Source organism: Aeromonas sp. 1HA1, assembly GCF_029237385.1.
GTDB classification, from domain to species: domain Bacteria; phylum Pseudomonadota; class Gammaproteobacteria; order Enterobacterales; family Aeromonadaceae; genus Aeromonas; species Aeromonas popoffii.
On sequence record NZ_JAACGC010000012.1, the window covers coordinates 19431 to 40563 of the forward strand.

General features: G+C 61.3%; 19 protein-coding genes and 1 pseudogene. 7 read left to right on the forward strand and 13 right to left on the reverse strand.

The genetic code is table 11. The features are described from left to right. The first annotated feature begins 109 nt into the window (after positions 1-109). Entirely contained in the window at positions 110-778 is a 669-nt protein-coding gene (gene yrfG / locus GWQ22_RS06180; protein WP_212514215.1) for a GMP/IMP nucleotidase, read from the forward strand. A gap of 214 nt (positions 779-992) precedes the next feature. Here yrfG and tyrS read toward each other — a convergent pair. Beyond that, a pseudogene (gene tyrS, locus GWQ22_RS06185) lies at positions 993-2246 on the reverse strand (tyrosine--tRNA ligase); the annotation flags it as partial. A 146-nt stretch (positions 2247-2392) separates the two neighbouring features. On the opposite strand from tyrS, the gene GWQ22_RS06190 reads away from it, so the two are divergent. Continuing rightward, positions 2393-3214, forward strand: coding sequence for a helix-turn-helix transcriptional regulator (locus tag GWQ22_RS06190; protein ID WP_275929767.1), 822 nt, complete (start codon positions 2393-2395; stop codon positions 3212-3214). 61 nt (positions 3215-3275) lie between these two features. Here the strand turns inward: GWQ22_RS06190 and exeN are convergent, their stop codons facing one another. The 12 genes from exeN to exeC all read right to left on the reverse strand — a co-directional run bounded on the left by exeN (position 3276) and on the right by exeC (position 15048). Continuing rightward, on the reverse strand, positions 3276-4034 hold the full coding sequence (exeN, locus tag GWQ22_RS06195; protein ID WP_275929768.1) for a GspN family type II secretion system protein ExeN: 759 nt from the start codon (positions 4032-4034) through the stop codon (positions 3276-3278). Between the two features lie 97 nt (positions 4035-4131). Then, the gene (gene exeM, locus GWQ22_RS06200; RefSeq protein WP_042038700.1) at positions 4132-4623 is read right to left on the reverse strand and encodes a GspM family type II secretion system protein ExeM; all 492 of its coding nucleotides are present in this window, start codon (positions 4621-4623) and stop codon (positions 4132-4134) included. Next, positions 4620-5804 carry a GspL family type II secretion system protein ExeL gene (gene exeL / locus GWQ22_RS06205; RefSeq protein ID WP_275929769.1) on the reverse strand — a complete coding sequence of 395 codons (1185 nt, stop codon included), beginning with the start codon at positions 5802-5804 and terminating at the stop codon, positions 4620-4622. The genes exeM and exeL overlap by 4 nt, the downstream gene beginning before the upstream one ends. A gap of 121 nt (positions 5805-5925) precedes the next feature. Further along, entirely contained in the window at positions 5926-6951 is a 1026-nt protein-coding gene (gene exeK / locus GWQ22_RS06210; RefSeq protein WP_275929770.1) for a GspK family T2SS minor pseudopilin variant ExeK, read from the reverse strand. Then, positions 6941-7570: a GspJ family T2SS minor pseudopilin variant ExeJ gene (exeJ, locus tag GWQ22_RS06215; protein ID WP_275929771.1), complete on the reverse strand. Its 630-nt coding sequence runs from the start codon at positions 7568-7570 to the stop codon at positions 6941-6943. Before exeJ ends, exeK begins: the two co-directional genes overlap by 11 nt. A 95-nt stretch (positions 7571-7665) precedes the next feature. Continuing rightward, a complete protein-coding gene (exeI, locus tag GWQ22_RS06220; RefSeq protein WP_042038694.1) occupies positions 7666-8025 on the reverse strand; it encodes a GspI family T2SS minor pseudopilin variant ExeI in 360 nt (119 codons plus the stop codon). A gap of 91 nt (positions 8026-8116) precedes the next feature. Then, positions 8117-8683, reverse strand: coding sequence for a GspH family T2SS minor pseudopilin variant ExeH (exeH, locus tag GWQ22_RS06225; protein ID WP_042038922.1), 567 nt, complete (start codon positions 8681-8683; stop codon positions 8117-8119). A 44-nt stretch (positions 8684-8727) separates the two neighbouring features. Continuing rightward, the gene (gene exeG, locus GWQ22_RS06230; RefSeq protein ID WP_042038692.1) at positions 8728-9159 is read right to left on the reverse strand and encodes a GspG family T2SS major pseudopilin variant ExeG; all 432 of its coding nucleotides are present in this window, start codon (positions 9157-9159) and stop codon (positions 8728-8730) included. Positions 9160-9310: 151 nt separating this feature from the next. Beyond that, positions 9311-10531, reverse strand: a complete 1221-nt coding sequence (gene exeF, locus GWQ22_RS06235) for a GspF family T2SS innner membrane protein variant ExeF (protein ID WP_108537329.1) — start codon at positions 10529-10531, stop codon at positions 9311-9313. 111 nt (positions 10532-10642) lie between these two features. Beyond that, positions 10643-12148 carry a GspE family T2SS ATPase variant ExeE gene (gene exeE / locus GWQ22_RS06240; RefSeq protein ID WP_275929772.1) on the reverse strand — a complete coding sequence of 502 codons (1506 nt, stop codon included), beginning with the start codon at positions 12146-12148 and terminating at the stop codon, positions 10643-10645. Beyond that, complete coding sequence (gene exeD / locus GWQ22_RS06245) at positions 12148-14178, reverse strand: GspD family T2SS secretin variant ExeD (protein WP_275929773.1); 2031 nt, start codon at positions 14176-14178, stop codon at positions 12148-12150. The genes exeE and exeD overlap by 1 nt, the downstream gene beginning before the upstream one ends. 21 nt (positions 14179-14199) lie before the next feature. Further along, positions 14200-15048, reverse strand: coding sequence for a GspC family type II secretion system variant ExeC (gene exeC, locus GWQ22_RS06250; RefSeq protein ID WP_275929774.1), 849 nt, complete (start codon positions 15046-15048; stop codon positions 14200-14202). 214 nt (positions 15049-15262) lie between these two features. Between exeC and hslR the strand changes: the two genes are divergently transcribed. The 5 genes from hslR (at position 15263) to GWQ22_RS06275 (ending at position 21108) form a co-directional block, all read left to right on the forward strand. Further along, complete coding sequence (gene hslR / locus GWQ22_RS06255; protein WP_042038685.1) at positions 15263-15661, forward strand: ribosome-associated heat shock protein Hsp15; 399 nt, start codon at positions 15263-15265, stop codon at positions 15659-15661. Positions 15662-15769: 108 nt separating this feature from the next. After that, positions 15770-16654: an Hsp33 family molecular chaperone HslO gene (gene hslO / locus GWQ22_RS06260; protein ID WP_042038683.1), complete on the forward strand. Its 885-nt coding sequence runs from the start codon at positions 15770-15772 to the stop codon at positions 16652-16654. A gap of 149 nt (positions 16655-16803) precedes the next feature. After that, entirely contained in the window at positions 16804-18429 is a 1626-nt protein-coding gene (gene pckA / locus GWQ22_RS06265; RefSeq protein WP_275929775.1) for a phosphoenolpyruvate carboxykinase (ATP), read from the forward strand. A 177-nt stretch (positions 18430-18606) separates the two neighbouring features. Continuing rightward, positions 18607-19272: a GntR family transcriptional regulator gene (locus GWQ22_RS06270; RefSeq protein ID WP_275929776.1), complete on the forward strand. Its 666-nt coding sequence runs from the start codon at positions 18607-18609 to the stop codon at positions 19270-19272. Between the two features lie 33 nt (positions 19273-19305). Continuing rightward, positions 19306-21108, forward strand: coding sequence for an aminopeptidase P family protein (locus GWQ22_RS06275; protein WP_275929777.1), 1803 nt, complete (start codon positions 19306-19308; stop codon positions 21106-21108). Positions 21109-21133: the final 25 nt, after the last annotated feature.

The following is a 21133-nucleotide window of genomic DNA, read 5'->3' on the forward strand; positions in this document are numbered from 1 at the left end:
TCACACTGAACACCACGGGACAGGGATGGCAAAGGGGGAGGAAAAATCCGCTATACTGCCGCTCCTTTTTTCCCGCGACGTTTTCGCGACACCAAGAGCAAGAGGCTGCATGTCGAACACCTTACCCTGGCACCAGATAGATACCGTGTTGCTCGATATGGATGGCACCCTGATCGACCTTCATTTTGACAACTACCTCTGGCAGCAGCTGGTACCGGCGCGTTACGCCGAGCGACTCGGCTTGCCAGCGGTAGCGGCCAAAGAGCAGATCGATCTGCACTATCACGCCGTCAGCGGCACCCTCGACTGGTACTGTGTGGATTACTGGAGCAAGACCCTGGGGCTGGACATTCGCGCCCTCAAGCAGGAGCTGCTGGCGAAGATCCAGTGGCGGCCCAACGCCATCCCCTTCCTGGCCGAGCTGCGCGCCGCGGGCAAGCAGTTGGTGCTCTTTACCAACGCCCATCCCGCCAGCCTGTCGGTCAAGGATGCGCAGCTCGGGCTTGCCGGTCATCTGGATCTGATGGTGAGTACCCACGAGCTGGGTTGGTCAAAGGAGAGCCAGCACTGCTGGCAGGCGCTGGCCGAGCGGCTGGCGTTCGATCCCGCCCGTACCCTGTTTGTGGATGACAGCGAGCGGATCCTGCGGGCCGCCGCCGACTACGGCATTGGCTATCAGCTCGCCATCCAGAACCCGGACAGTCGCCAGCCCGAGCAGAGTATTACGGCCTTCCCGGCGATCCGTGACTATGCCGAACTGCTGCCGCTGACTACTTGATACCAGCACGGGGGCAGAATTCACCGCCTTCCCCGATCTATTCCGTGACTATGCAGAATGGCTGCCGCTGACAGCGTGATTCGGCTGTTGGGGTAGAGACGGGGAAACCATTGACCGCCCTCCCCTGCATACCGAGCGGCTGACTGGCCGAGGCGCACAATGGAAAGGGCTGCCCGGGCTGCCCTTGCTCGTTGATATGGCGCGGCAGGCTAGCCACCAGCCGGTACTGCTTCTTGCCCCGGCGCAGCAGCAGGTAGCGACCAAACAGCCGATCCGCAGCATTCAGCTGCTCATCCTGCTTGATGGCGCCATTGAGACTGATGGCCCCCGCCGTCAGCAGTTCGCGGGCGATCCGCTTGGAGTTCGCCAGACCGCACTCCACCAGCAGGCTGACCAGATCCGTCTCGCCGCGGACTGTGCTGCTCGGCATGCCATCCTGCGCCAGCTGGGCCAGATCGCTCTCGCCGAGGCGTGCCACGTCGCCGCTAAACAGCAGCTCGCTGATGCGCTGCACCGCCGCCAGCGCCGCCTTGCCGTGTACCAGCTCGGTCAGCTCGTTCGCCAACACCTGCTGGGCCTGCTTGCGTCCCTGCCGCTGGGCATCTTCCGCCTCCAGTGCATCAATCTCGGTCAGCGACATAAAGCTGTAGTAGCGCAGGAAGCGGTAGACATCCTCATCCGCGGTGCCGAGCCAGAACTGATAGAAGGCGTAAGGGGAGGTGAGCGCCGGATCGAGCCAGACGGCTCCACCCTCGGTCTTGCCGAACTTGGTGCCGTCCGCCTTGGTGATAAGGGGCAGGGTCATGCCGTGTACCTGCGCCTGATGGAGGCGACGGGTGAGATCCATGCCGCTGGTGATATTGCCCCACTGGTCGTTGCCGCCAATCTGCAGGGTGCAGCCGAGTCGCTGGTGCAGCACCGCAAAGTCGTAGGATTGCAGCAGGGCGTAGGAGAACTCGGTGAACGAGATGCCCTGATCCGGACGGGCCAGCCGCTGGCGCACCGACTCCCGCGCCAGCATGGCGTTGACCGAGAAGTGCTTGCCGATATCCCGCAGAAAATCGAGGGCGGACATCTGCCCCATCCAGTCGCCATTGTTGACCAGTTGCGGTGCCGACAGACCCTCATCGGCGGGCAGCAGCGCCTTGATCTGGGCCGACAGGCTGGCGACCCAACCCAGCACGGTATCGCTGCTGTTGAGGCTGCGCTCGGTCGCCTTGAAGCTGGGATCGCCGATAAGGCCGGTCGCCCCGCCCACCAGTGCCACCGGGGTGTGGCCCGCCAGCTGGAAGCGGCGCAGCATCAACAGTGGCACCAGATGACCGATATGCAGGCTGCCGGCGGTGGGATCGAACCCGCAGTAGACGGTGCGCGGGGTGGCGAGGTGGTCGGCCAAGGCCGCCGGGTCGGAATTCTGGGCCACAAGGCCGCGCTCGGTCAGCTCATCGAGCAGGTGGGGGTTGATCATGGGTGCTCCAATAGCAGTGGGAAAAGCCGTCATCCTCGCCGTTCTGGCCGGTGGCGGATATGTCCCCTGAGGGACAGTTTTGCCACTCTCGTGCTAGCATCCAGCCATAGCGGGGAATAGCTCCCCGCCACCGGAAACGAGCCACCATGACCCAGCCATTCACCACAGATGCCTTGACCCGCAGCATGACCGAGGTGGTCGATGCCCTGCACAGCAGCGCCTTTGCAGCGGCGCTGGTGCGGCTGATCCAGCAGCAGGTGGCGTTTGATTGCGCCCTGCTGCTCGGGGTGGGGCAGCGGCCCGTCTACCTCTACGACAACCTCAACCATCAGCGGGCCCTGCTGTTTGATCGCTACCTCACCAGCCACTTCAGTCAGGATCCCTTTATGCAGGCGCTGGAACAGGGCTTGCCTGCCGGCGTCTGGACCCTGGCACAGGTCTCCCAAGGGCGGCTCGATCCCGAATATCGCCATCACTTCTATCAGGCCACCGGCTGGCAGGAGGAGGTGGGGCTGATCCTGCCAGTGCGGGACGGGCTCACGCTCATGCTGTTTCTCGGTCGCCTCGACAAACGCAGCACCCTGAGCCAGAGCGAGCTGGCGAGGCTGGAGCAGCTGTTTCCGCTGGTACATTCGCTCTGTCGTCAGCAGTGGCAGCAGAGCCCGCCGCTGCTGGCCCAGAGCACGGCGCTGCCTGACAGTGCCAGCCTGAAGGCGGCGGTGGCACAGGCCATCGCCAGCGTGGGCGGGGATCGACTCACCCGCCGCGAGCGGCAGGTGGCAGGTCTGCTGTTGCAGGGGCTGGATACCGAGGCGATCGCCGCCGAGCTCGGCATTGGCAGCGGCACAGTGAAGAATCACCGCAAACACCTCTACGGCAAGTTGCGCCTCGGCTCACGCGCCGAGCTGTTCAGCTTCTTTCTGAACCATCTCATCACGGCACCAAGCGGCGAGACTGGAACCCCATAACGACACGACCCCGCCAAAGCGGGGTCGTATTTATCCTTTTCCAGACCGGCAGACGATGCCGTCAGATGCGCCCCTGATAGCGCAGCGGAAAGCGCCCCTGACCATCAGGCTGACCGAGGAAGGGCAGCCCCTGCTTCATCTGCTCCGGCAGCTCGGGACCCGGTTTGAGGGTGCCCTGGAACAGGTACTGGCGATTGGGCTGCAGCTCCAGCTTGCCCTGCACCTGGACCGCCTCCGAGCCCTGCTTGAGCTCGGCCACCAGTCGGGAGTCAATGCAGGTCAGCTTGAGCTCGGGATCCCCAAGCGGCAGCTTGCCGGCCGGGGTATCGGCATAGGCACCATACCAGTGAAGGCTGCCGTAGAGGTTGTCACACCAGGGATTGCCCTGGGCAAATTGATCGACCTTGAGCTGCAGCTGACCCGCCACCGTCAGCGGGAAAGGCAGCTGCATGGGCACCCGCTCCAGCACCCAGGGCGCAGGCACGTTGAGGGTGATATCACGACCAAAGGCGGCGCCGTTCCATCCAACCACACCCTGGCCGTTGAGACCACTGCGATCGCCAAAACGCAGGGAAACCTCGGGGGCAAAGCGCAGCAACGACCAGCCGTTGAGCTCCCAGCGCAGTTGGGTCAGCGACTCACTGGCGTATTGCAGCCGGGCGACCTGGCCGCTCCAGAGGGTGCCGCTCACCCCTTCCAGCTGCACCTGGTTGGGTGGCAGCGGCAGATGGCGAACCACCAGGGTGGCTGGCAGTTTCACCAGCAGAAAACCGAGATAGGCTACCAGGAAGAGGGCAGCGATCAGTACTTTTTGCTTCATAGAAAACGACTCGATTGCAAATATCTGGCCTTGGCCAGGCCCGGTACCACACCGGGACGAGATGCCGGAAACCGGACGGCGCTCAGCCCGCTTGCTGTCATTGGGGACGACTCAACTGCAAGCGTCTGACCTTGACCAGACCCGGCGCCAGATTCTCGCGGGCCACCTCGATGACCTGCACCTGTACGCCATACTGATCGGCCAGGGTCGCCAGCCAGATCAGCAGATCATCGAACTGAACCGTATCGATCCACACCTGCAGCTCCTGACCCTGGGGTTGCAGACGGGCAATCTTGATCTTCTGGTTGAAAGCGGTGCGGTTCACCACCCCTTCCAGGGTACCGCTGGTGTCGATCTGGCGGCCCTGACCGCCCTGCATCGCCAGCACCTCTTCCCCCTTCTCTTTCAGCCAAGCGAGCGTCTGTTGCTGGCTCAGCACCTGCCGCTCGCGCTCGGCGATGCGGTTGTCGATGGGTTGCCAGACCATCCAGTAGCAGAGCCCGATCAGCAGGCAGCTGCCACCCACGGCCACCAACCGCTGCTCGCGAGCACTGATGCTGCGCCACCAGCCTTGTAATTTGTCCATCATGATGATTTACCCTTCAGCACCAGTGTCCCTTCAACCTTGCCCTCTGTGCTGCGCACCTCGCCCTGCTGCACCGAGAAACGCTTGCCCGCCAGTTCGCGAAAGCGCTCTATCTCGGCGAAACCGGGTGCCGTGACCTGCAATCTCAACTCGCCCCGCGCGGCGTCGAAACGCAACACCTGTGGCTTCAGCCCCGGCACCTCGGCAAAGGTGGGCGCCAGTTCGGTCAGCAGCAAGAGCACGCCATCCTGCGGGGTCTGTCCCAGTAACTTGAGATGCTGTGCCATCTGGCTGCGCACGTTGACGATACGGTTTTCCCCCGGGAAGATGCGGGTGTAAACCTGCCGGATCTCGGCCTTGAGGGCCTTGTCCTGCTCCGCCAGCTGATAAAGATGCACACCGCGCTGGGTCAACGCCACCAACAGCAAGAGCACGGCCACCACGGCCACCTTGCGCCACTGCAGCCAGTAGCGGGAGTATTCGGTCTGCGGCCGGTAGGGACCCTGCAACAGGTTGGCCTGGCAGTTCAGCGCCCCTTTGGCCAGCAGCAGCATGGGCAGTTCGGGATCCGCCGCCAGCCAGTTGGCCGCCGGGATCGCCGGCAAGGGAGTATGGCTGTGGATGGTGACGGGTTCGACCTCCGCCGCCAGCAACATGGCCAGCAGCGATTCGTCGGCCACTATGCCCTGACAGGGGCCCTGACGCAGCAGCCACTCCTTGCCAAGCTGCAGGGCAGACCAGCCGTCGGCGGTGGGCGGCAAGGCCAGCACGTCCGGCAACAGCTGCTGGCTCTTGAGGCCCGCCTGCTGCAACCAACCCAGCCAGATCTGCATCTTCTCCTTGTCGACCGCCATCAGGTCCACATCGTGGCCCTCGTGGCCCAGCACCACCAGATGCAGTCCATCCACATCGGATGCGATTTGCTCCTCCAGCAGGTAGGGCAAGGCGGCTGCAGCCTGGCGACTGTATTTGCCCGGCAGGCTCACCCGCCGGAAGATAAGATCGCTGCCCGGCACCAGGGTCACCACGGGGCGGCCACCGGCGCGCTCCTGCAGCTCACTCAGGGCATGGGCCGAGGCCAGGGTGCCGGAGGCAATGATCTCCTCCTCCTTGGCCGACCACACCAGCCACTCGACCGGTTGCTGCGCATTGGTCCCCAAACGGATGACCAGACTCTCGCTCACAAATATCTCTCCTGCCATTCCCGTCCGCATCCCTCTGGATGGGCGGGAGCGCAGCCCTCGGCTGCTGTCCAATACGAGGTCAGGGCGGGTACGGCCAGTCGCCGCTCCCCACACCTGTTTGTCATTCGGCGCCGCCATTGAGGCGACGCAGCATCACCAGCTTGTTGTCCTTGCCACGAAAAAAGACGCTCTCCAGCCTGGCCCGGGTATCACCCACCTCGGCGATCAATTTGGCCTCGAAGTAGCTGCTCTTGACGTCCAGCGCCGCATCCAGCCCCTGGATGCCGCTCACCTGCGCTGTCATCTGGTCCGTCATCTCTTTCTTGTTCTTCCACCCCTTCTGGGGGCGGCTGGTCAGCACCCGCTTGGCATCATCGAGCCCCACCTTGTCCAGATAGAGCGCCACCAGCAGCGCCGCCTGTTCCGGCTTGATGGTGTTGATGTTCACCACCAGCTTCTCGCTCGGCAGGGCGCAGACATAAGGCGCCAGCCGGGCATACAACTTGGCGCTCACACCACGCACCGCCCTCAGCTCGTCCGTGCTGAGCATCCACTGGTTCGCGGTCAGATAAGGGGGGGTCAGCCCCTCGTAATAGGCATCCTCGGCACCGTAGCTGGAGACCAGCGCCGTGTCCTTGTCGGTCCAGTCGCGGATGGCATCGGTCAGCTGCACCGCCTCGTAATCCTCGACCTCGAGCTGCTTGAGCAGGGCGCGAAACACCTTGACCGGATAAGGCTGCTTCTCGAGGTCATCGCCGCTCTCCCCCTCTTTCAGGGGCACGCTCAGGCTGTTGAGGTTGAAGCAGGATTGCAGATCCCGCACCCGGCCGGTCAGCTTGCCGTCATCCACCGGGAAGACAGCATCCTGCTTGGCCCAGTTCTGACCCAGGCTCACCACATTGGGGTCATCCTTGAAATCCTGAGCCAGCACCTTGCTCACCAGGGCTTCCGCCGACATGGCATACCACCAGGCTTGCTTGCCGGCAGTAAGGTTGCCGGTACGGCGCAGCTCCAGCTGCAGGCGACCGCTCATGTTGCTGGCGATGATCACCATCACCGACAATATGAGCAGTACCACCAGCAGGGCCATGCCACCCTGACGGCGGCAAGAGTGCATGCTGCCGCCCCCTGTCCGCTTAGTTCCCATTTTCTGCTCGCTGGCCACCGGCCCCGATGAGGAACTGGCGGCGAACTGTGCCGTAATCTTCCAGATCCAGCTCCACCGCCAGGCCGTAAGGCAGCACGTTGCGCTGGGTCCACTCCTCTTTCCAGACACCCTTATCGTAAAAATAGAACCGCAGCGCTGTCACCCGATCCAGCATGGGCTGGATGCGCGGCTCTGTGCCGATCACGGGATCCGGATAGAGGTAGCTGAGGCGCTCCAGCGTGTGATCCTTGAGGCGCCAGCCGACCCGCTGCAAGCCGGATCGTGGCAGCATGCCATCCGGATTGAGCCAACCACCGCGAATGAAGGCCATGCCCCAATCGTCGCTCTGCTGGCCGAAGCGGGATACCGCCAGCAGCACCTTGTTGTTCTCGCCGTCGATACGGCCGCTGCGGGGCACCATCTGGGTAATGTCCCGCTCCATCAGGGTAAAGGCCAGTTGCAACTCGGAGAGACGGGCCTCCTTCTTCTTGGACACCTCGTCACTGGTGAGCACCCCCTGCAGTACCTGATAGGCGCCCATGCTGAGGCTGGCGAAAATGGCGATGGCCACCAGCATCTCCAGCAGAGTAAAACCGTCCTGACGGCCGCGATATCGCACTCTCGGCCTGGGTAATGACGATGTCCGCATCGATCTCTCCCGCTGAGTGAAGCCCGGCGGGTGTGCTCGCGTCGCGGATAGGTCCTTGGCTGTTGTCATCGGCTGATATAGGTCCGGAGCATGGCCACAGGGCTCTCGGCCTTGGGCGCGGTACGCACTTCCATATCCAGTGCCTTGAAGTTGTTGTCGGCGGTGGCGACGCCGCGATAGCGCCAATACCAGGTCTGCCCAGCCATCTTCTCGTCCCCTTCCACCCAGCTATCGCCGGGCCACCTGGCGTCGAGTTTCTGCTGCACCAACTGGTTTTCCGCCACCCAGGTTGCCAGCGTCTTCTCTTCCAGATAATTGAGCGCAGAGAGGTGTTCGCTGGCGGCCTTCATCACAGCCAGACCCGCGATGGCAAACACCGCCAGCGCGACCATCACTTCCAGCAAGGTCATGCCACGGGCGTTCATGTGATCACCCCCGACCCGGAGTGCCGACCCGGACCCGGTAGCGGCGCCACCATCACCCCGGCCTTCAACAACAGCGTCACGCCGCCGATGTTCATTCAGCCCCCTCCTCGCCATCTTGCAACAGCTGCAAACGGCCGAATTCATCTGCCTTGACCGTACGCAGGTAGCGCACATCCTCATCCTGCTGGGTCAGGGTCAATACGAAGGGGCTGAGCTCGCCACCGGGGAAGATCAACACCTGGGGCGTGCGCTCCTTCTCGTCCCGACCCTGCTCGGTTTTCTCGTCGGACTCGCTCCGCCAGCTGAACCCTTCGAGCTCAATGGCCAGCAGCATGGTGTCAGGCAGTTGTACCTGCCCCAGGATCTTGTCGCCGGTCAGCGCCTGCCACTTGCGATCCTTGGCCCCGCGCTGCATGAACTGCCAGCCATGCTCTTCGATGCGAAGCCCTACTAGCCGGCCATCCATCACCGAATACTCCTGAGCCTGTTGCAGGGTCGCCATGAAGCGGCGCGCCTGCTTGTCGAGCTCGCGATCGCCTCTGGCGCCTCCCATGCTGAGGGTGACGGCGGTGGCCACCAGCCCCATCAGCATGGCCACCAGCAAGACCTCCAGCAGGGTGAAACCGGCTTGGCGATGACGCGATGACGAGCCCCTCACGGCTGCCTCATCCACAGCACCTTGATGGCAGCGCAATCAATCACTTATTGGAAATCCTTCAGATTCCAGTTGCCGATGTCGTCATCGGTACCGGCTTCGCCATCCAGCCCCATGGAGAAGATATCGAGCTTGCCAAACTGGCCCGGGCTCAGCATCTGGTACGGGTTGCCCCAGGGATCCTGCGGCAGGCGCTTGATGTAACCGCCGTCACGGTAGCTACGCGGCTCGGGGGCGGCGGTCGGCTTGGTGACCAAGGCATCCAGGCCCTGCTCGGTGGTCGGGTAACGGTTGTTGTCCAACTTGTACATGTCGAGGGCATTTTCCAGCGCCACTATATCGGAGACCGCTTTCTGCTGGTCAGCCTTCTCTTTGTTACCCATCAGGTTGGGCACCACCAGGCTGGCCAGGATCCCGAGGATCACGATGACCACCATGACTTCCAGCAGAGTAAAACCGGATTGACGACGCTTTTGCATGACTTACTCCCTAACGAAATGAGATGGCATGAACCATCAACGATTAACTGTTAAACCGCGATCGTTCGATTACGCCTGCCGGCTAATCGAACCTGCGAGTTCGATTGGATTTGCAGGTTCGAATAGCGAAGCGTATTCGAACACCCGAACCTTACAGATTCACCATGTTGTTGAGCTCAAGGATCGGCTGCAGGATCGACATCACGATAAACAGCACGACCCCGGCCATGGAGACCACCAGCAGGGGCTCAAACACGCCAAGGGCGATATTCACCTGGGTTTCAAATTCCCTGTCCTGGTTGTCCGCCGCCCGCTCCAGCATGCTGTCGAGCTCGCCGCTCTGCTCACCAGAGGCGATCATGTGCAGCATCATGGGCGGGAAAATTTTGGTTTCATCCAGCGCCTTGCGCAGGCTGGTCCCCTCCCTCACCCGCTCGGTGGCCTCACTGATGCGAGTACGGGCGAAGTCATTGGAGAGCACTTCGCCGGCGATCTTCATCCCCTCCAGCAGGGGCACGGCGCTGGCGTTGAGTATGCTCAGGGTACGGGCGAAGCGGGCTGTGTTGAGACCACGGCTGACCCGGCCAATGACCGGCAGGCGCAGCACCACCTGGTGCCAGTGACGGCGACGCTTCTCGTCGGTCAGCCACCAGCGCCAGACAAACCCACCGATAAACAGCAGCAGCAGGAACCAGAGGCCATAATGCTGCATCAGCTCGCTGGTGCCGATGAGGAAACGGGTCGTCGCAGGCAGTTGCTGGCCCATGTGTTCAAACTGGGCCACCACCTTGGGCACCACGGCGGTGAGCAGGATCGAGATGACCCCGACCGCCACCAGAGTGAGGACTATGGGGTAGATCATCGCCTGCAGCAGCTTGGTACGCATGTGCTGGCGCTGCTCCGTGTAGTCGGCGAGCCGGTTTAGCACCTTCTCCAGATGGCCCGATTTTTCACCGGCCGCCACCATGGAGCGAAACAGCTGATCGAACACGTGGGGGAATGCCCCCAGCGAATCGGCCAGCGAGTAGCCTTCTACTACCTTGCTGCGCACGGTTGCCACCAGACTGCGCAGGTGAGCCTTCTCGCACTGCTCGGCCACCGCCCGCAGCGCCTCTTCGATGGTGAGACCGGCACCCACCAGGGTCGCCAGCTGACGGGTGATGAGGGCCAGCTCGGAGGTGGAGGCGCCACGGCGAAACAGCACGAAGCGATTCGCTTCCCGCTTTGCTTTCTCTGTAGTCTCGTTCACCTCGAGCGGGGTCAGCCCCTGCTCACGCAGTTGCTGGCGCACCTGACGGGCCGAATCACCCTCGGTCACCCCCTGCTTCTGGCGCCCCTTGCTGTCGAGGGCTTTGTATTCAAATGCTGACAATACTCTTGCTCCTCTGCCCTAACACTGTGACGTCTCGTTATCCCGATTCAGCTAGCTGCCATCAGGCATTGTGTTCCTGAGTCTGTCCGGCCGCGCTTGCCTGACCGCACATCAATCTTCCCGGGTCACTCTCAGCACTTCTTCCAGGCTGGTCTGGCCCTTGAGCACCTTGTCGATACCGTCGCGGCGTATGCTGGGGGTATGGTCCCGGATCAACCGCTCGATGGCGAGTTCACCACTGGCGCTGTGGATCGCCTCGCGCACCGCCTCGTCGATCACCACCAGCTCGTGAATGCCAGTCCGGCCGCGATAGCCGGTGTGGTTGCACTGCTCGCAGCCCACCGGGCGCCATACCTGCTGATCCGGCGCTAACGCCATCCCCATGGCCAGGCGCTCCTGCTCCGTGATCGGGCGCGGAGCGCGGCAATCCGGACAGAGGGTGCGCACCAGCCGCTGCGCCAGCACAGCCAAGAGCGACGAGGAGAGCAGGAAAGGCTCTATCCCCATGTCCCGCATCCGGGTGATGGCACCGATGGCGGTGTTGGTGTGCAGGGTCGACATCACGAGGTGACCGGTGAGCGACGCCTGCACCGCTATCTGGGCGGTCTCGAGGTCGCGAATTTCCCCCACCATCACTACGTCCGGATCCTGTCGCAAAATGGCGCGCAGGCCACGGGCGAAGGTCATGTCCACCTTGGTGTTGACCTGGGTCTGGCCCACCCCTTCGAGGTCGAATTCGATGGGATCCTCGACCGTGAGAATGTTGCGATCCCGGGAGTTTATCTCGGAGAGCGCCGCATAGAGGGTGGTGGACTTGCCCGAACCGGTCGGGCCCGTCACCAGAATGATGCCGTGAGGTTTGCGAATGAGTTCGCTGATGATGTTACGGTTGGCAAGCGTCATGCCAAGCTGCTTGAGCTCGAGGCGCACGTTGTTCTTGTCAAGCAGACGCAATACCGCCCGCTCGCCGTAGCTGGACGGCATGGTGGAAACCCGCACGTCCACCGCCCGGCCACCGATGCGCAGCGAGATGCGGCCATCCTGCGGCACCCGCTTCTCGGCGATGTCCATCCGCGACATGACCTTGATGCGCGATACCAAGAGCGATGCCAGCTTGCGATGGGGGCGCAGTATCTCCCGCAGCACGCCATCGATGCGGAAACGAATGACCAGCACCCGCTCGAACGTCTCGATATGGATATCAGACGCCTCCTCTTTTATCGCCTCGCTCAACATGGCGTTGATGAGGCGAATGATAGGGGCGTCATCATCGGCGTCCAGCAGATCCTCGCTCTGGGGCAGCTCTTCCGCCAAGGCGAAGAAGTCCATCTCATTGCCGAGATCTTCCATCAGCTGGCGCGCCTCGGAAGAGTCGCGCTGGTAGTGCGCCATCAACAACTCTTCAAACTCGTCATTGCCGAGCTGCTCCACCTCAAAGGCGCATCCCACCACCCGCCGCACCTCCAGCAGGGTTTGCGGCGCCACCCCCGGACGGCACTGCAGCAGGGGGAGCCCCTGCCGCTCGGTCAGGACGACACCGAAGTTGCGGGCAAAGGCGAACGGCAGCTCGGGCAGGGTCGCCGGCAAACTCGTGTTATCGAGCTGGTATGCCGCCATTACTTGTTACCCACGAACGGCTGCGCTCCGTCGGCTGTCGCCTGCTGGCGCGCCTTCATCAGCTCAATCTGTTTCTGTACCTCGGGCGACTGGGCCACATCCTGGCCATATTCAGGCAGCACCTGGCGTTTGGGCGAGGTGAGATAACCCTCCTGCGCGGCCGCTTCCAGCTGCTCGGCCCGGAACATGGTGTACTTGTTGCTGGAGATTCCCGAGTAGACGTTGGCATCGCGCAATATGGTGGGTCGGATAAAGACCATCAGGTTGCGCTTGGACGTGGTGTTGGAAGTAGAGCGGAACAGGTAGCCCAGCACAGGGATATCGCCCAGCAAAGGCACCTTGGAGATCTCCTCCTTGGTCTGTTCATCCATCAGGCCGCCCAGCACCACGGTTTCGCCACTCTTCACCAGCACGGCGTTCTTGACGGTGCGGGTATCGAAGGTGGGGCCCAGGCCGTCCGTTCCTGTCGCTTGTTTACCCACGCTGGAGACCTCCTGCTCGATAGTGAGCAGCACAGAGTCCCCTTCGTTAATCTGCGGCGTCACTACCAGCTTGGTACCCACCGTCTTGCGCTCTATGGTGCTGAAGGTGGTGTCACCGGAGGTGGAGTTCTGGGTGCCCGTCTGCACCGGCACTTCCTGGCCGACGTTGAAGGAGGCTTCCTTGTTGTCCATGGTGACGATACTCGGGGTGGAGAGAATATCGCTCTTGGTATTGGTGGAGAGTGCCGTCACCAACATGGCCCAGTTACCCTGGTAGAAACCGGCCGCCATGCCGTTGAAATTCTCCGCCAACTTGGCAATACCCGTGGTGTTACCGTTATCTTTGTAATCCTTGGCGGCGATGGCCACTGAACCTATACCTGGGCCAGCATTGGTAAACTGGGTACCACCACCGTTGGTATTGGCCCACTGCACCCCGAGGTTGAGACCGTCACCGTCGGCAATTTCGACGATGATCGCCTCCACCAGCACCTGGGCACGGCGGATATCCAGCTTGGCAACCACCTGCTCCAGCTCGGCCATCACATCCGGCTGGGCCGTGATGACCAGCGCATTGGTGGTCTCGTCGGCGGAGATGGCCAGCTTGCCCCCCCCTATGCTGGCGTTGCCGCCACCGGCCGTGGTGCCGCCCCCCTTCTTGTCCGCTTCTATGCTGGAGCTGACCCCCTTGAGCACCTCCACCATGTCCTTGGCTTTGCCATATTTCAGGTAGAAGACCCGAGTGTTGCCCTGGCTCTGCAGATCCCGATCGAGCTGGCGCACCATCTGTATGATGCGGGCCCGCGCCTTGGGTTCACCACTGACCACCACCGAGTTGGTGCGCTCGTCGGCCACCACCTTGGGGGCCAGCAGCAGGGAGGTGTTGCCGCCCTGACTGTTGCCATCCTTGTTGAGGTTGGTCACCAGCCGCACCATTTCGCCGGCGGAGGCATATTTCAGCTTGATGATGTCCACTTCCTGATCGCCCGCCTTGTCGACCCGGCGTACCACTTCCACCAGACGGTTGACCACAGCGGCACGGCCCGTAATGAGCAGCACATTGGAGGGATCGTAATGGACCACGTTGCCGCCACCGGCGTTGTCATTGAGCTGACGCAGCAGAGGAGCCAGTTCGCGCACCGAGACGTTACGCACCGGCACCACCCGGGTCACCATCTCGTCACCTATGCCCGGGTTGGTCTCATCCACCACAGGGATGGCAGAGGTCTTGGCATCCTTGGAGCGCACCACCTTGAGCACACCGTTATCCATAGGCACCACAGCGAAACCATAGACATCGAGCACGCTCAGGAAGAACTGGTAGTACTGCTCCTCGTTGAACAGGTCGTAACTGCGGACGTTGATCTTGCCGCGCACCGAAGGCTCTATGATGATGGTCTTGCTCAGGTTCTTGCCGACCGTGTTGATGAACTCTTCGATGTCGGCATTCTTGAAGCTGGCAGAATACTCGGTGGCCCAGGCAGAACCTGCCATCATCAGCGCCGCCGCAACCGTGGCCAGACGCCAGCCATTCCCTTTATTTATCATTCTTGGTGCTACTCCAAATCATTATTCTGACAAGCCGACATAAACGTCATAGAGCTGTCCTTGCCGCTCGACGGTGACGGTCATTTCCGTGGCGCCAGCCACCTGCTGCATTGCCTGCATGGCCTGAGCGTTATCCCGCAAATCGAGGCCATTGATGCTGACCGCCATGTCGTTGGCGACCAGACCGAGTTGATTGAACAGCTCTGGATTGCTGCCCGGATTGAGGCGATAGCCGACCATGCGACCATCCACCCGTACTGGGGAAATATTGAGGTAATCGGTGATCTTGCCGGGGTTGCCCAGCAGTTCGGTGCGCACCGAGGAGAGCTTGTCATCCTGATTGCCCGCCTTGGGCAGTGGCTTGCCGTACTCTTCCCCGTCCAGCATCAGGGTCTCGTCCCGCCCGTCCCGCTCTATGATGACACGATCGGCAAACACCTGACGAATTTTGGCCTGGGTGCCATCGATGAAATCACCGATGCCATAGGAGTTCTGCACACCGTTGTGGGCGATGATGGCGATGGATTTGGCCGGGTCAGAACTCGCCAGCACACCGTTGAGCTGGGCGTTGAGCTGAGTCTTGGGAGCATCGGCGGCGACAGCATCGGCCGCTTGGGCCTGTTGCTTCGCCTTGCCAAACAGCGCCAGCCGGCTGATACCGCTGAGATCGAGTCGGGCCGTGCCCTGGCCCGGACTGGAGACCATGGCCGGTTGCCAGGGTTGGCTGGCTTGCTGGCTGCCGAGATCCAGCAGACGCCAGGTAAGACCGGCACACTGGTGGGCCAGCAACAGCAGCAGAAGCCAGAACAGAGGCTGGCTGAAACGGGAGAGCGGCACGGTTTTGCAACGGGCCAGAAGGGAGCTCAACAAGTCATCCCTGAACGGTAGCGTCATGTTTATCAATATATTCTGGCATCCAAATCGGTTGGCTATTGTGTACGGCAATGGACCCAGAGACAACCGACCGGATGGGATGAAGCTGCGAAAATTGACATTGCGTCACACCATAAGCCCCCCCGTTTCTATCCCGAGGCCTGCCTCTGGTATAATCAGGCTCCCCTTTCAGCCATCCCGGAGTCGATTCATGCCGAATCCCGCAGAAACCACAACCCAGGTCCGCCTCGACAAATGGTTGTGGGCAGCGCGTTTTTACAAAACACGCAGCCTGGCCCGCGATCAGATTGAAGGGGGCAAGGTGCACTACAACGGCCAGCGCAGCAAGCCGGGCAAGGCCGTCGAAGCCGGTGCCCTCATCCGTGTCTGGCAAGGCCAGGACGAACGGGAGGTGCGGGTGCTGCAAGTGAGCGAACAGCGCAAGTCCGCACCGCTGGCCCAACTGCTCTATGAAGAGACAGCAGCCAGCCTGAAAAAACGGGCCGAGAACAGCGAGGCGCGCCGCTTCAACAGCCAGTTTGCCCCAAGCCCCGAGCGCCGCCCCGACAAGCAAGAGCGACGCCAGCTAATCAAGGTCAAGCAATACTGACTCGCCAACGTGGCCCTTTTATGACGACAGGAGGCGGGATAAGTTCCTAACCAACTGTTTAATAATATTTTTATCTATTTACCTCACCTAAGAACCCAGGAATGCATGATGAGTAACCAAGATCTCCTGTATCGCTATCTGTTTGAAGAGTACGAAGTCCGGGGTGAGCTGGTCCAGCTGGACCATACCTACCGCCACGTAGTGGAAGCCCAGAACTACCCGGTGCAGGTGCAAAAACTCCTGGGTGAGCTGCTGGTTGCCACCAGCCTGCTGACCGCCACCCTCAAGTTTGAAGGCTCCATCACGGTGCAGTTGCAGGGCGATGGCCCGGTGCGCCTCGCCGTCATCAACGGTGACAACAACCAGCAACTGCGCGGTGTGGCCCGTTTTGAGGGCGAGCTGCCAAACGATGGCAAGCTGCAGAGCCTGATCGGTGAAGGCCAGCTGATCATCACCATCACCCCGGAGCAGGGTGAACGCTACCAAGGCATCATAGCGCTGGACGCAGACACCCTGGCAGGTTGCCTGGAGCACTACTTTGCCCAGTCGGAACAGCTGGCCACCAAGCTGTGGATCCGTACCGGCTACCACGAAGGCGCACCGCGTGCCGCCGGCATACTGCTGCAGGCACTGCCCGCCCAGAGCGAGGATCACAGCGCAGATTTCGATCACCTGACCCAGCTCACCGCCACCATCAAGGATGCAGAACTGTTCGGCCTGGAAGCGGAAGAGATCCTCTACCGGCTCTACCATCAGGACAAGGTGCGGGTGTTCGATCCGCAGGCGGTCGAGTTCCGCTGCACCTGCTCCCGCGCACGCTGCGAAGGGGCCCTGTTGCAGATAGAAAAGGAAGAGGTGATGGAGATGGTGCAGGAGCTCGGCAAGATCGACATGCATTGTGATTATTGCGGCGCCCAGTACCAATTCGATGGGATCGACGTCGAAACCCTGTTCAGCAGGGCTCCCGATAATGATGCAAACAAGTTACACTAATTGAAGGCGGGCAAAACCCGCCTTTAACTTAAATAACAAAAAAACACCCTATTTTATAAAGTTTGATGGCGATCGCTAAACCCTACCACCTAAGTGATAGGATAAACGCCAGATAGAGCCCTACACACCTCTGACCCCAGGAGAATACAATGACAATCGTGGCAGAACCCACCCTGGCCCAACAATTAGAACTGGACCAGTACGGTATCAAAAACAGCCAAGAAATCGTTCGCAACCCCTCTTACGATCAGCTTTTCGCGGAAGAGACACGTTCTGACCTGGAAGGGTTCGAGCGCGGCGTGGTGACCGAGCTGGGTGCCGTCAACGTCAATACAGGCATCTTCACCGGCCGCTCCCCGAAAGATAAATATATCGTCAAAGACGCTACCACCCAGAATACTGTGTGGTGGTCTGATCAGGGTAAAAACGATAACAAAGCGATTACCCCGGAAGTGTGGTCACATCTGAAATCCCTGGTGACCACACAACTTTCCGGCAAACGCCTGTTTGTGGTCGATGGCTTCTGCGGTGCCAACCCGGATACCCGCCTGGCCGTGCGCATCATCACAGAGGTGGCCTGGCAGGCTCACTTCGTGAAGAACATGTTCATTCGCCCGAGCGATGAAGAGCTGAAAACCTTCAAACCTGACTTCGTGGTGATGAACGGTGCCAAGTGCACCAACTCGAACTGGAAGGAGCAGGGTCTCAACTCCGAGAACTTCGTCGCCTTCAACATGACCGAGAAGATGCAGCTCATCGGTGGCACCTGGTACGGTGGCGAGATGAAGAAGGGCATGTTCTCCATGATGAACTACTTCCTGCCCCTGCGCGGCATTGCCTCCATGCACTGCTCTGCCAACGTGGGTCAGGACGGCGACGTCGCCGTCTTCTTCGGTCTCTCCGGCACCGGCAAAACCACCCTCTCCACCGATCCCAAGCGTGCGCTTATCGGCGATGACGAGCACGGTTGGGATGACCACGGCGTGTTCAACTTCGAAGGGGGTTGCTACGCCAAGACCATCAAGCTCTCCAAGGAAGCCGAGCCGGACATCTACCACGCCATCCGTCGCGATGCGCTGCTGGAGAACGTGACCGTCGCCGCCGATGGCACCATCGACTTCGATGATGGCTCCAAGACCGAGAACACCCGGGTCTCCTACCCCATCTATCACATCGAGAACATCGTCAAGCCGATCTCCAAGGCGGGTCATGCCAACAAGGTGATCTTCCTGACTGCCGATGCCTTCGGTGTGCTGCCCCCTGTCTCCAAGCTGACCAAGGAGCAGACCAAGTACCACTTCCTGTCCGGCTTCACCGCCAAACTGGCCGGTACCGAGCGTGGCATCACAGAACCGACGCCGACCTTCTCCTCCTGCTTCGGCGCAGCCTTCCTCAGTCTGCACCCGACCAAGTACGGCCAGGAGCTGGTGAAACGGATGGAAGCGGCCGGCGCAGAAGCCTATCTGGTCAACACCGGCTGGAACGGCACCGGCAAGCGCATCTCCATCAAGGATACCCGCGCCATCATTGACGCCATCCTGGATGGCTCCATCGAGAAGGCCGAGACCAAGGTGCTGCCGATATTCAATCTGGAAGTGCCGACCGCACTGCACGACGTGAACCCGGCGATCCTCGACCCGCGCGACACTTATGCCAATAAGGCAGAGTGGGATGCCAAGGCCCAGGATCTGGCCCAGCGCTTCATCAAGAACTTCGAGCGCTTCACCGATAACGAAGAGGGCAAGCGCCTGATTGCTGCGGGTCCGCAGCTGTAACACCAGCCCCCTTCTCTTACCGACATCCATACCGGTCAGCCCTGCTGACCGGTATTTTTTTAACCAAAGGGCGGCGTTTGATCCCCGCCAAACCTTGCCTTGTGTGCGGTTGCACGTTAGATTCAGCCCAACTTTATACAATATACAATTTCGTAACGATTCCCCTGTGACCCAACCATGACCCCACCCTACAAGACCCGAACCCAGATGGTGATGGAAAACCTCCGTGGCCGGATCCTGCGTGGCGAATTCCCCGCCGGCGCCCCCCTGCGTCAGGATGCCATCGCCAAGGAGCTGGCGGTGAGCCGCATTCCGGTGCGGGAAGCCTTGATGCAGCTGGAGGCCCAGGGGCTGGTGAAGTTCGAGGCCCACCGCGGCGCCGTGGTCACCATGCTGGACACTTCGGCCATCGAGGAGCTCTTTTATTTGCGAGCCCTGCTGGAAGCCGATACCCTGTTTCACGCCGTCGACAAGATGACGGAAGCCACCTTCGCGCAAGCGGAGGCGATCCTCGCCCAGTTTGATCAGGCGTTCGAATCAGGCACCCAGATCGAACACTGGGCCGAGTTGAACCACAGCTTTCACGCCACCCTCTATCAGGCAGCCGGTCGCCCCCAGGCACTTGAACTGATCGCCCAGATAAATCTGAGCTGTGACCGCTATGTCCGCTTCGAGTTGCTGTTTGCCAGCGACGGCGTGGACAAGGCGGAGCGTGAACACGCCCAACTGCTGGAGTTGTGCCGCGCCCGGCGCAAGCACGAGGCGGTGGTACTGCTCAAACAACATATCGAAGCGGCAGGCCAGTCGATCAAACGGATCCTGGATAGTGGCCATAAAAACTGAACACTCATATAGCAACCATCTGGCACTAACGACATGAATCATTTCGAGATAATTGAAACCCGCGTGGCCCAAGTCAGAGCCGTGCTGGCCCTGCAGGAGCTGGACGCGTTTATCGTCCCCCACGATGACGAGCACCTGGGCGAGTACATTCCCGCCTACGCCGAGCGTCTGGACTGGATCACCGGTTTCAACGGCTCCGCCGGGCTCGCCATCATCATGTCGCAGCGGGCGGCCCTGTTCATCGATGGTCGTTACACTGTGCAGGCCCGTATGCAGGCACCGGCCGAGCTGTTTGAGTTTCTCCACCTCAATGAAGATCCCCACGTCCAGTGGCTGGCGGATCAGCTGCCGTCCGGCTCCCGGGTCGGTTTCGACCCCCGCCTGCACAGCCTGGCCTGGTATCGACACGCCAAGGCCGTGTTGACCGAGCGTGGTATCGAGCTGGTACGCGTGGAACAGAACCCCATCGATCTGCACTGGAGCGATCGCCCCGTGCCGACCAAGACCCCGGTCATCCTCTACAGCGAAGAGCTGGCCGGCCAGTCGAGCCAGGCCAAGCGTGAACTGCTAGCGGCAGATCTGCGCAAGCGCGGGCTGGATGCGGTGCTGCTGACCCAGGCCGAGCCCATCAACTGGCTGCTCAACCTGCGTGGGCGCGATGTGGCACGGCTGCCTGTGGTGCTGGGCTTTGCCGTGCTCTACGCCAACACCAGCATGGATTTCTTCGTCGACACCGACAAAATTGACTGCTTCGCCTTCACCCAACACGTTGGCCAAGACGTCTCCGTCTACCCCATCGACAAGCTGGGTGACGTGCTGCAACGCATTGGTGAAGACCAGCAAAAAGTGCTGGCCGACCCCAACACGGCCAACGCCTGGACCCAGCTCATCATGGAAGAGGCAGGCGCCATCCTGGTGGCCGGCCAGGATCCGACCATGCTGCCGAAGGCGTGCAAGAACGAGGTCGAGCTGACCGGCATGTGCGCCGCCCATCTGCGCGATGGCGTCGCCGTCACCCGCTTTCTTGCCTGGCTGGATCGGCTGATCGTCTCCGGCGAGTTCGAGGGGGTGGATGAAGGCACCCTGGCCGATCAGGTGGAAGCATTCCGCCGTGAGCAGGAGCACTATGTCGAGCCGAGCTTCGATACCATTTCCGCTCTTGGCCCCAACGCCGCCATGTGCCACTACCGTCACACCAACGGCACCCCGCGCCCCTTCGGTCAGGACAGCCTCTATCTGCTGGATTCCGGCGCGCAATATATGGATGGCACCACCGACATCACCCGTACTATCAAGGTGGGTAAGGTGACCGACGAGCAGAAAGCGATGTTTACCCGGGTACTGCAGGGCCATATCGCACTGGATCAGGCCCGCTTCCCGCGCGGCACCGCCGGCATCCAGCTCGACGTACTGGCCCGCATGCCGCTGTGGCAAGCCGGTTACAACTATGACCACGGCACCGGTCACGGGGTCGGCCACTTCCTGAGCGTGCATGAAGGCCCCCAGCGCATCGCGCCGAAAGGGAGCATGGTCGCCCTGCAACCGGGCATGGTGCTTTCCAACGAGCCGGGTTACTACCGCGAAGATGCGTTCGGCATCCGCTGCGAAAACCTGGTGGTGGTGACCGAACAGGCACAGGTCGGCGAGCTGCCCATGCTGGGCTTCGAACGGCTGACTTATGTGCCGTTCGATACTCGCCTCATCGACCGCAGTCTGCTGAGCCCGGCAGAGTTCCGCTGGATCAACGAATACCATGTCGAGGTGTTCCGCCGCCTGAGCCCACTGCTTGAGGGCGAGGATCTCGCCTGGCTGGAGCAGGCAACCAGCCTCATCTGATGACACAGGGCCTGCGGGCCCTGTT

What these genes read in the sequence shown, in the direction of transcription:
- yrfG (WP_212514215.1), top strand. Translation starts at nt 110, where the DNA reads ATGTCGAACACCTTACCCTGGCACCAGATAGATACCGTGTTGCTCGAT.
- GWQ22_RS06190 (WP_275929767.1), top strand. Translation starts at nt 2,393, where the DNA reads ATGACCCAGCCATTCACCACAGATGCCTTGACCCGCAGCATGACCGAG.
- exeN (WP_275929768.1), bottom strand. Translation starts at nt 4,034, where the DNA reads ATGAAGCAAAAAGTACTGATCGCTGCCCTCTTCCTGGTAGCCTATCTC.
- exeM (WP_042038700.1), bottom strand. Translation starts at nt 4,623, where the DNA reads ATGATGGACAAATTACAAGGCTGGTGGCGCAGCATCAGTGCTCGCGAG.
- exeK (WP_275929770.1), bottom strand. Translation starts at nt 6,951, where the DNA reads ATGGGAACTAAGCGGACAGGGGGCGGCAGCATGCACTCTTGCCGCCGT.
- exeI (WP_042038694.1), bottom strand. Translation starts at nt 8,025, where the DNA reads ATGAACGCCCGTGGCATGACCTTGCTGGAAGTGATGGTCGCGCTGGCG.
- exeG (WP_042038692.1), bottom strand. Translation starts at nt 9,159, where the DNA reads ATGCAAAAGCGTCGTCAATCCGGTTTTACTCTGCTGGAAGTCATGGTG.
- exeE (WP_275929772.1), bottom strand. Translation starts at nt 12,148, where the DNA reads ATGGCGGCATACCAGCTCGATAACACGAGTTTGCCGGCGACCCTGCCC.
- exeD (WP_275929773.1), bottom strand. Translation starts at nt 14,178, where the DNA reads ATGATAAATAAAGGGAATGGCTGGCGTCTGGCCACGGTTGCGGCGGCG.
- hslR (WP_042038685.1), top strand. Translation starts at nt 15,263, where the DNA reads ATGCCGAATCCCGCAGAAACCACAACCCAGGTCCGCCTCGACAAATGG.
- hslO (WP_042038683.1), top strand. Translation starts at nt 15,770, where the DNA reads ATGAGTAACCAAGATCTCCTGTATCGCTATCTGTTTGAAGAGTACGAA.
- pckA (WP_275929775.1), top strand. Translation starts at nt 16,804, where the DNA reads ATGACAATCGTGGCAGAACCCACCCTGGCCCAACAATTAGAACTGGAC.
- GWQ22_RS06270 (WP_275929776.1), top strand. Translation starts at nt 18,607, where the DNA reads ATGACCCCACCCTACAAGACCCGAACCCAGATGGTGATGGAAAACCTC.
- GWQ22_RS06275 (WP_275929777.1), top strand. Translation starts at nt 19,306, where the DNA reads ATGAATCATTTCGAGATAATTGAAACCCGCGTGGCCCAAGTCAGAGCC.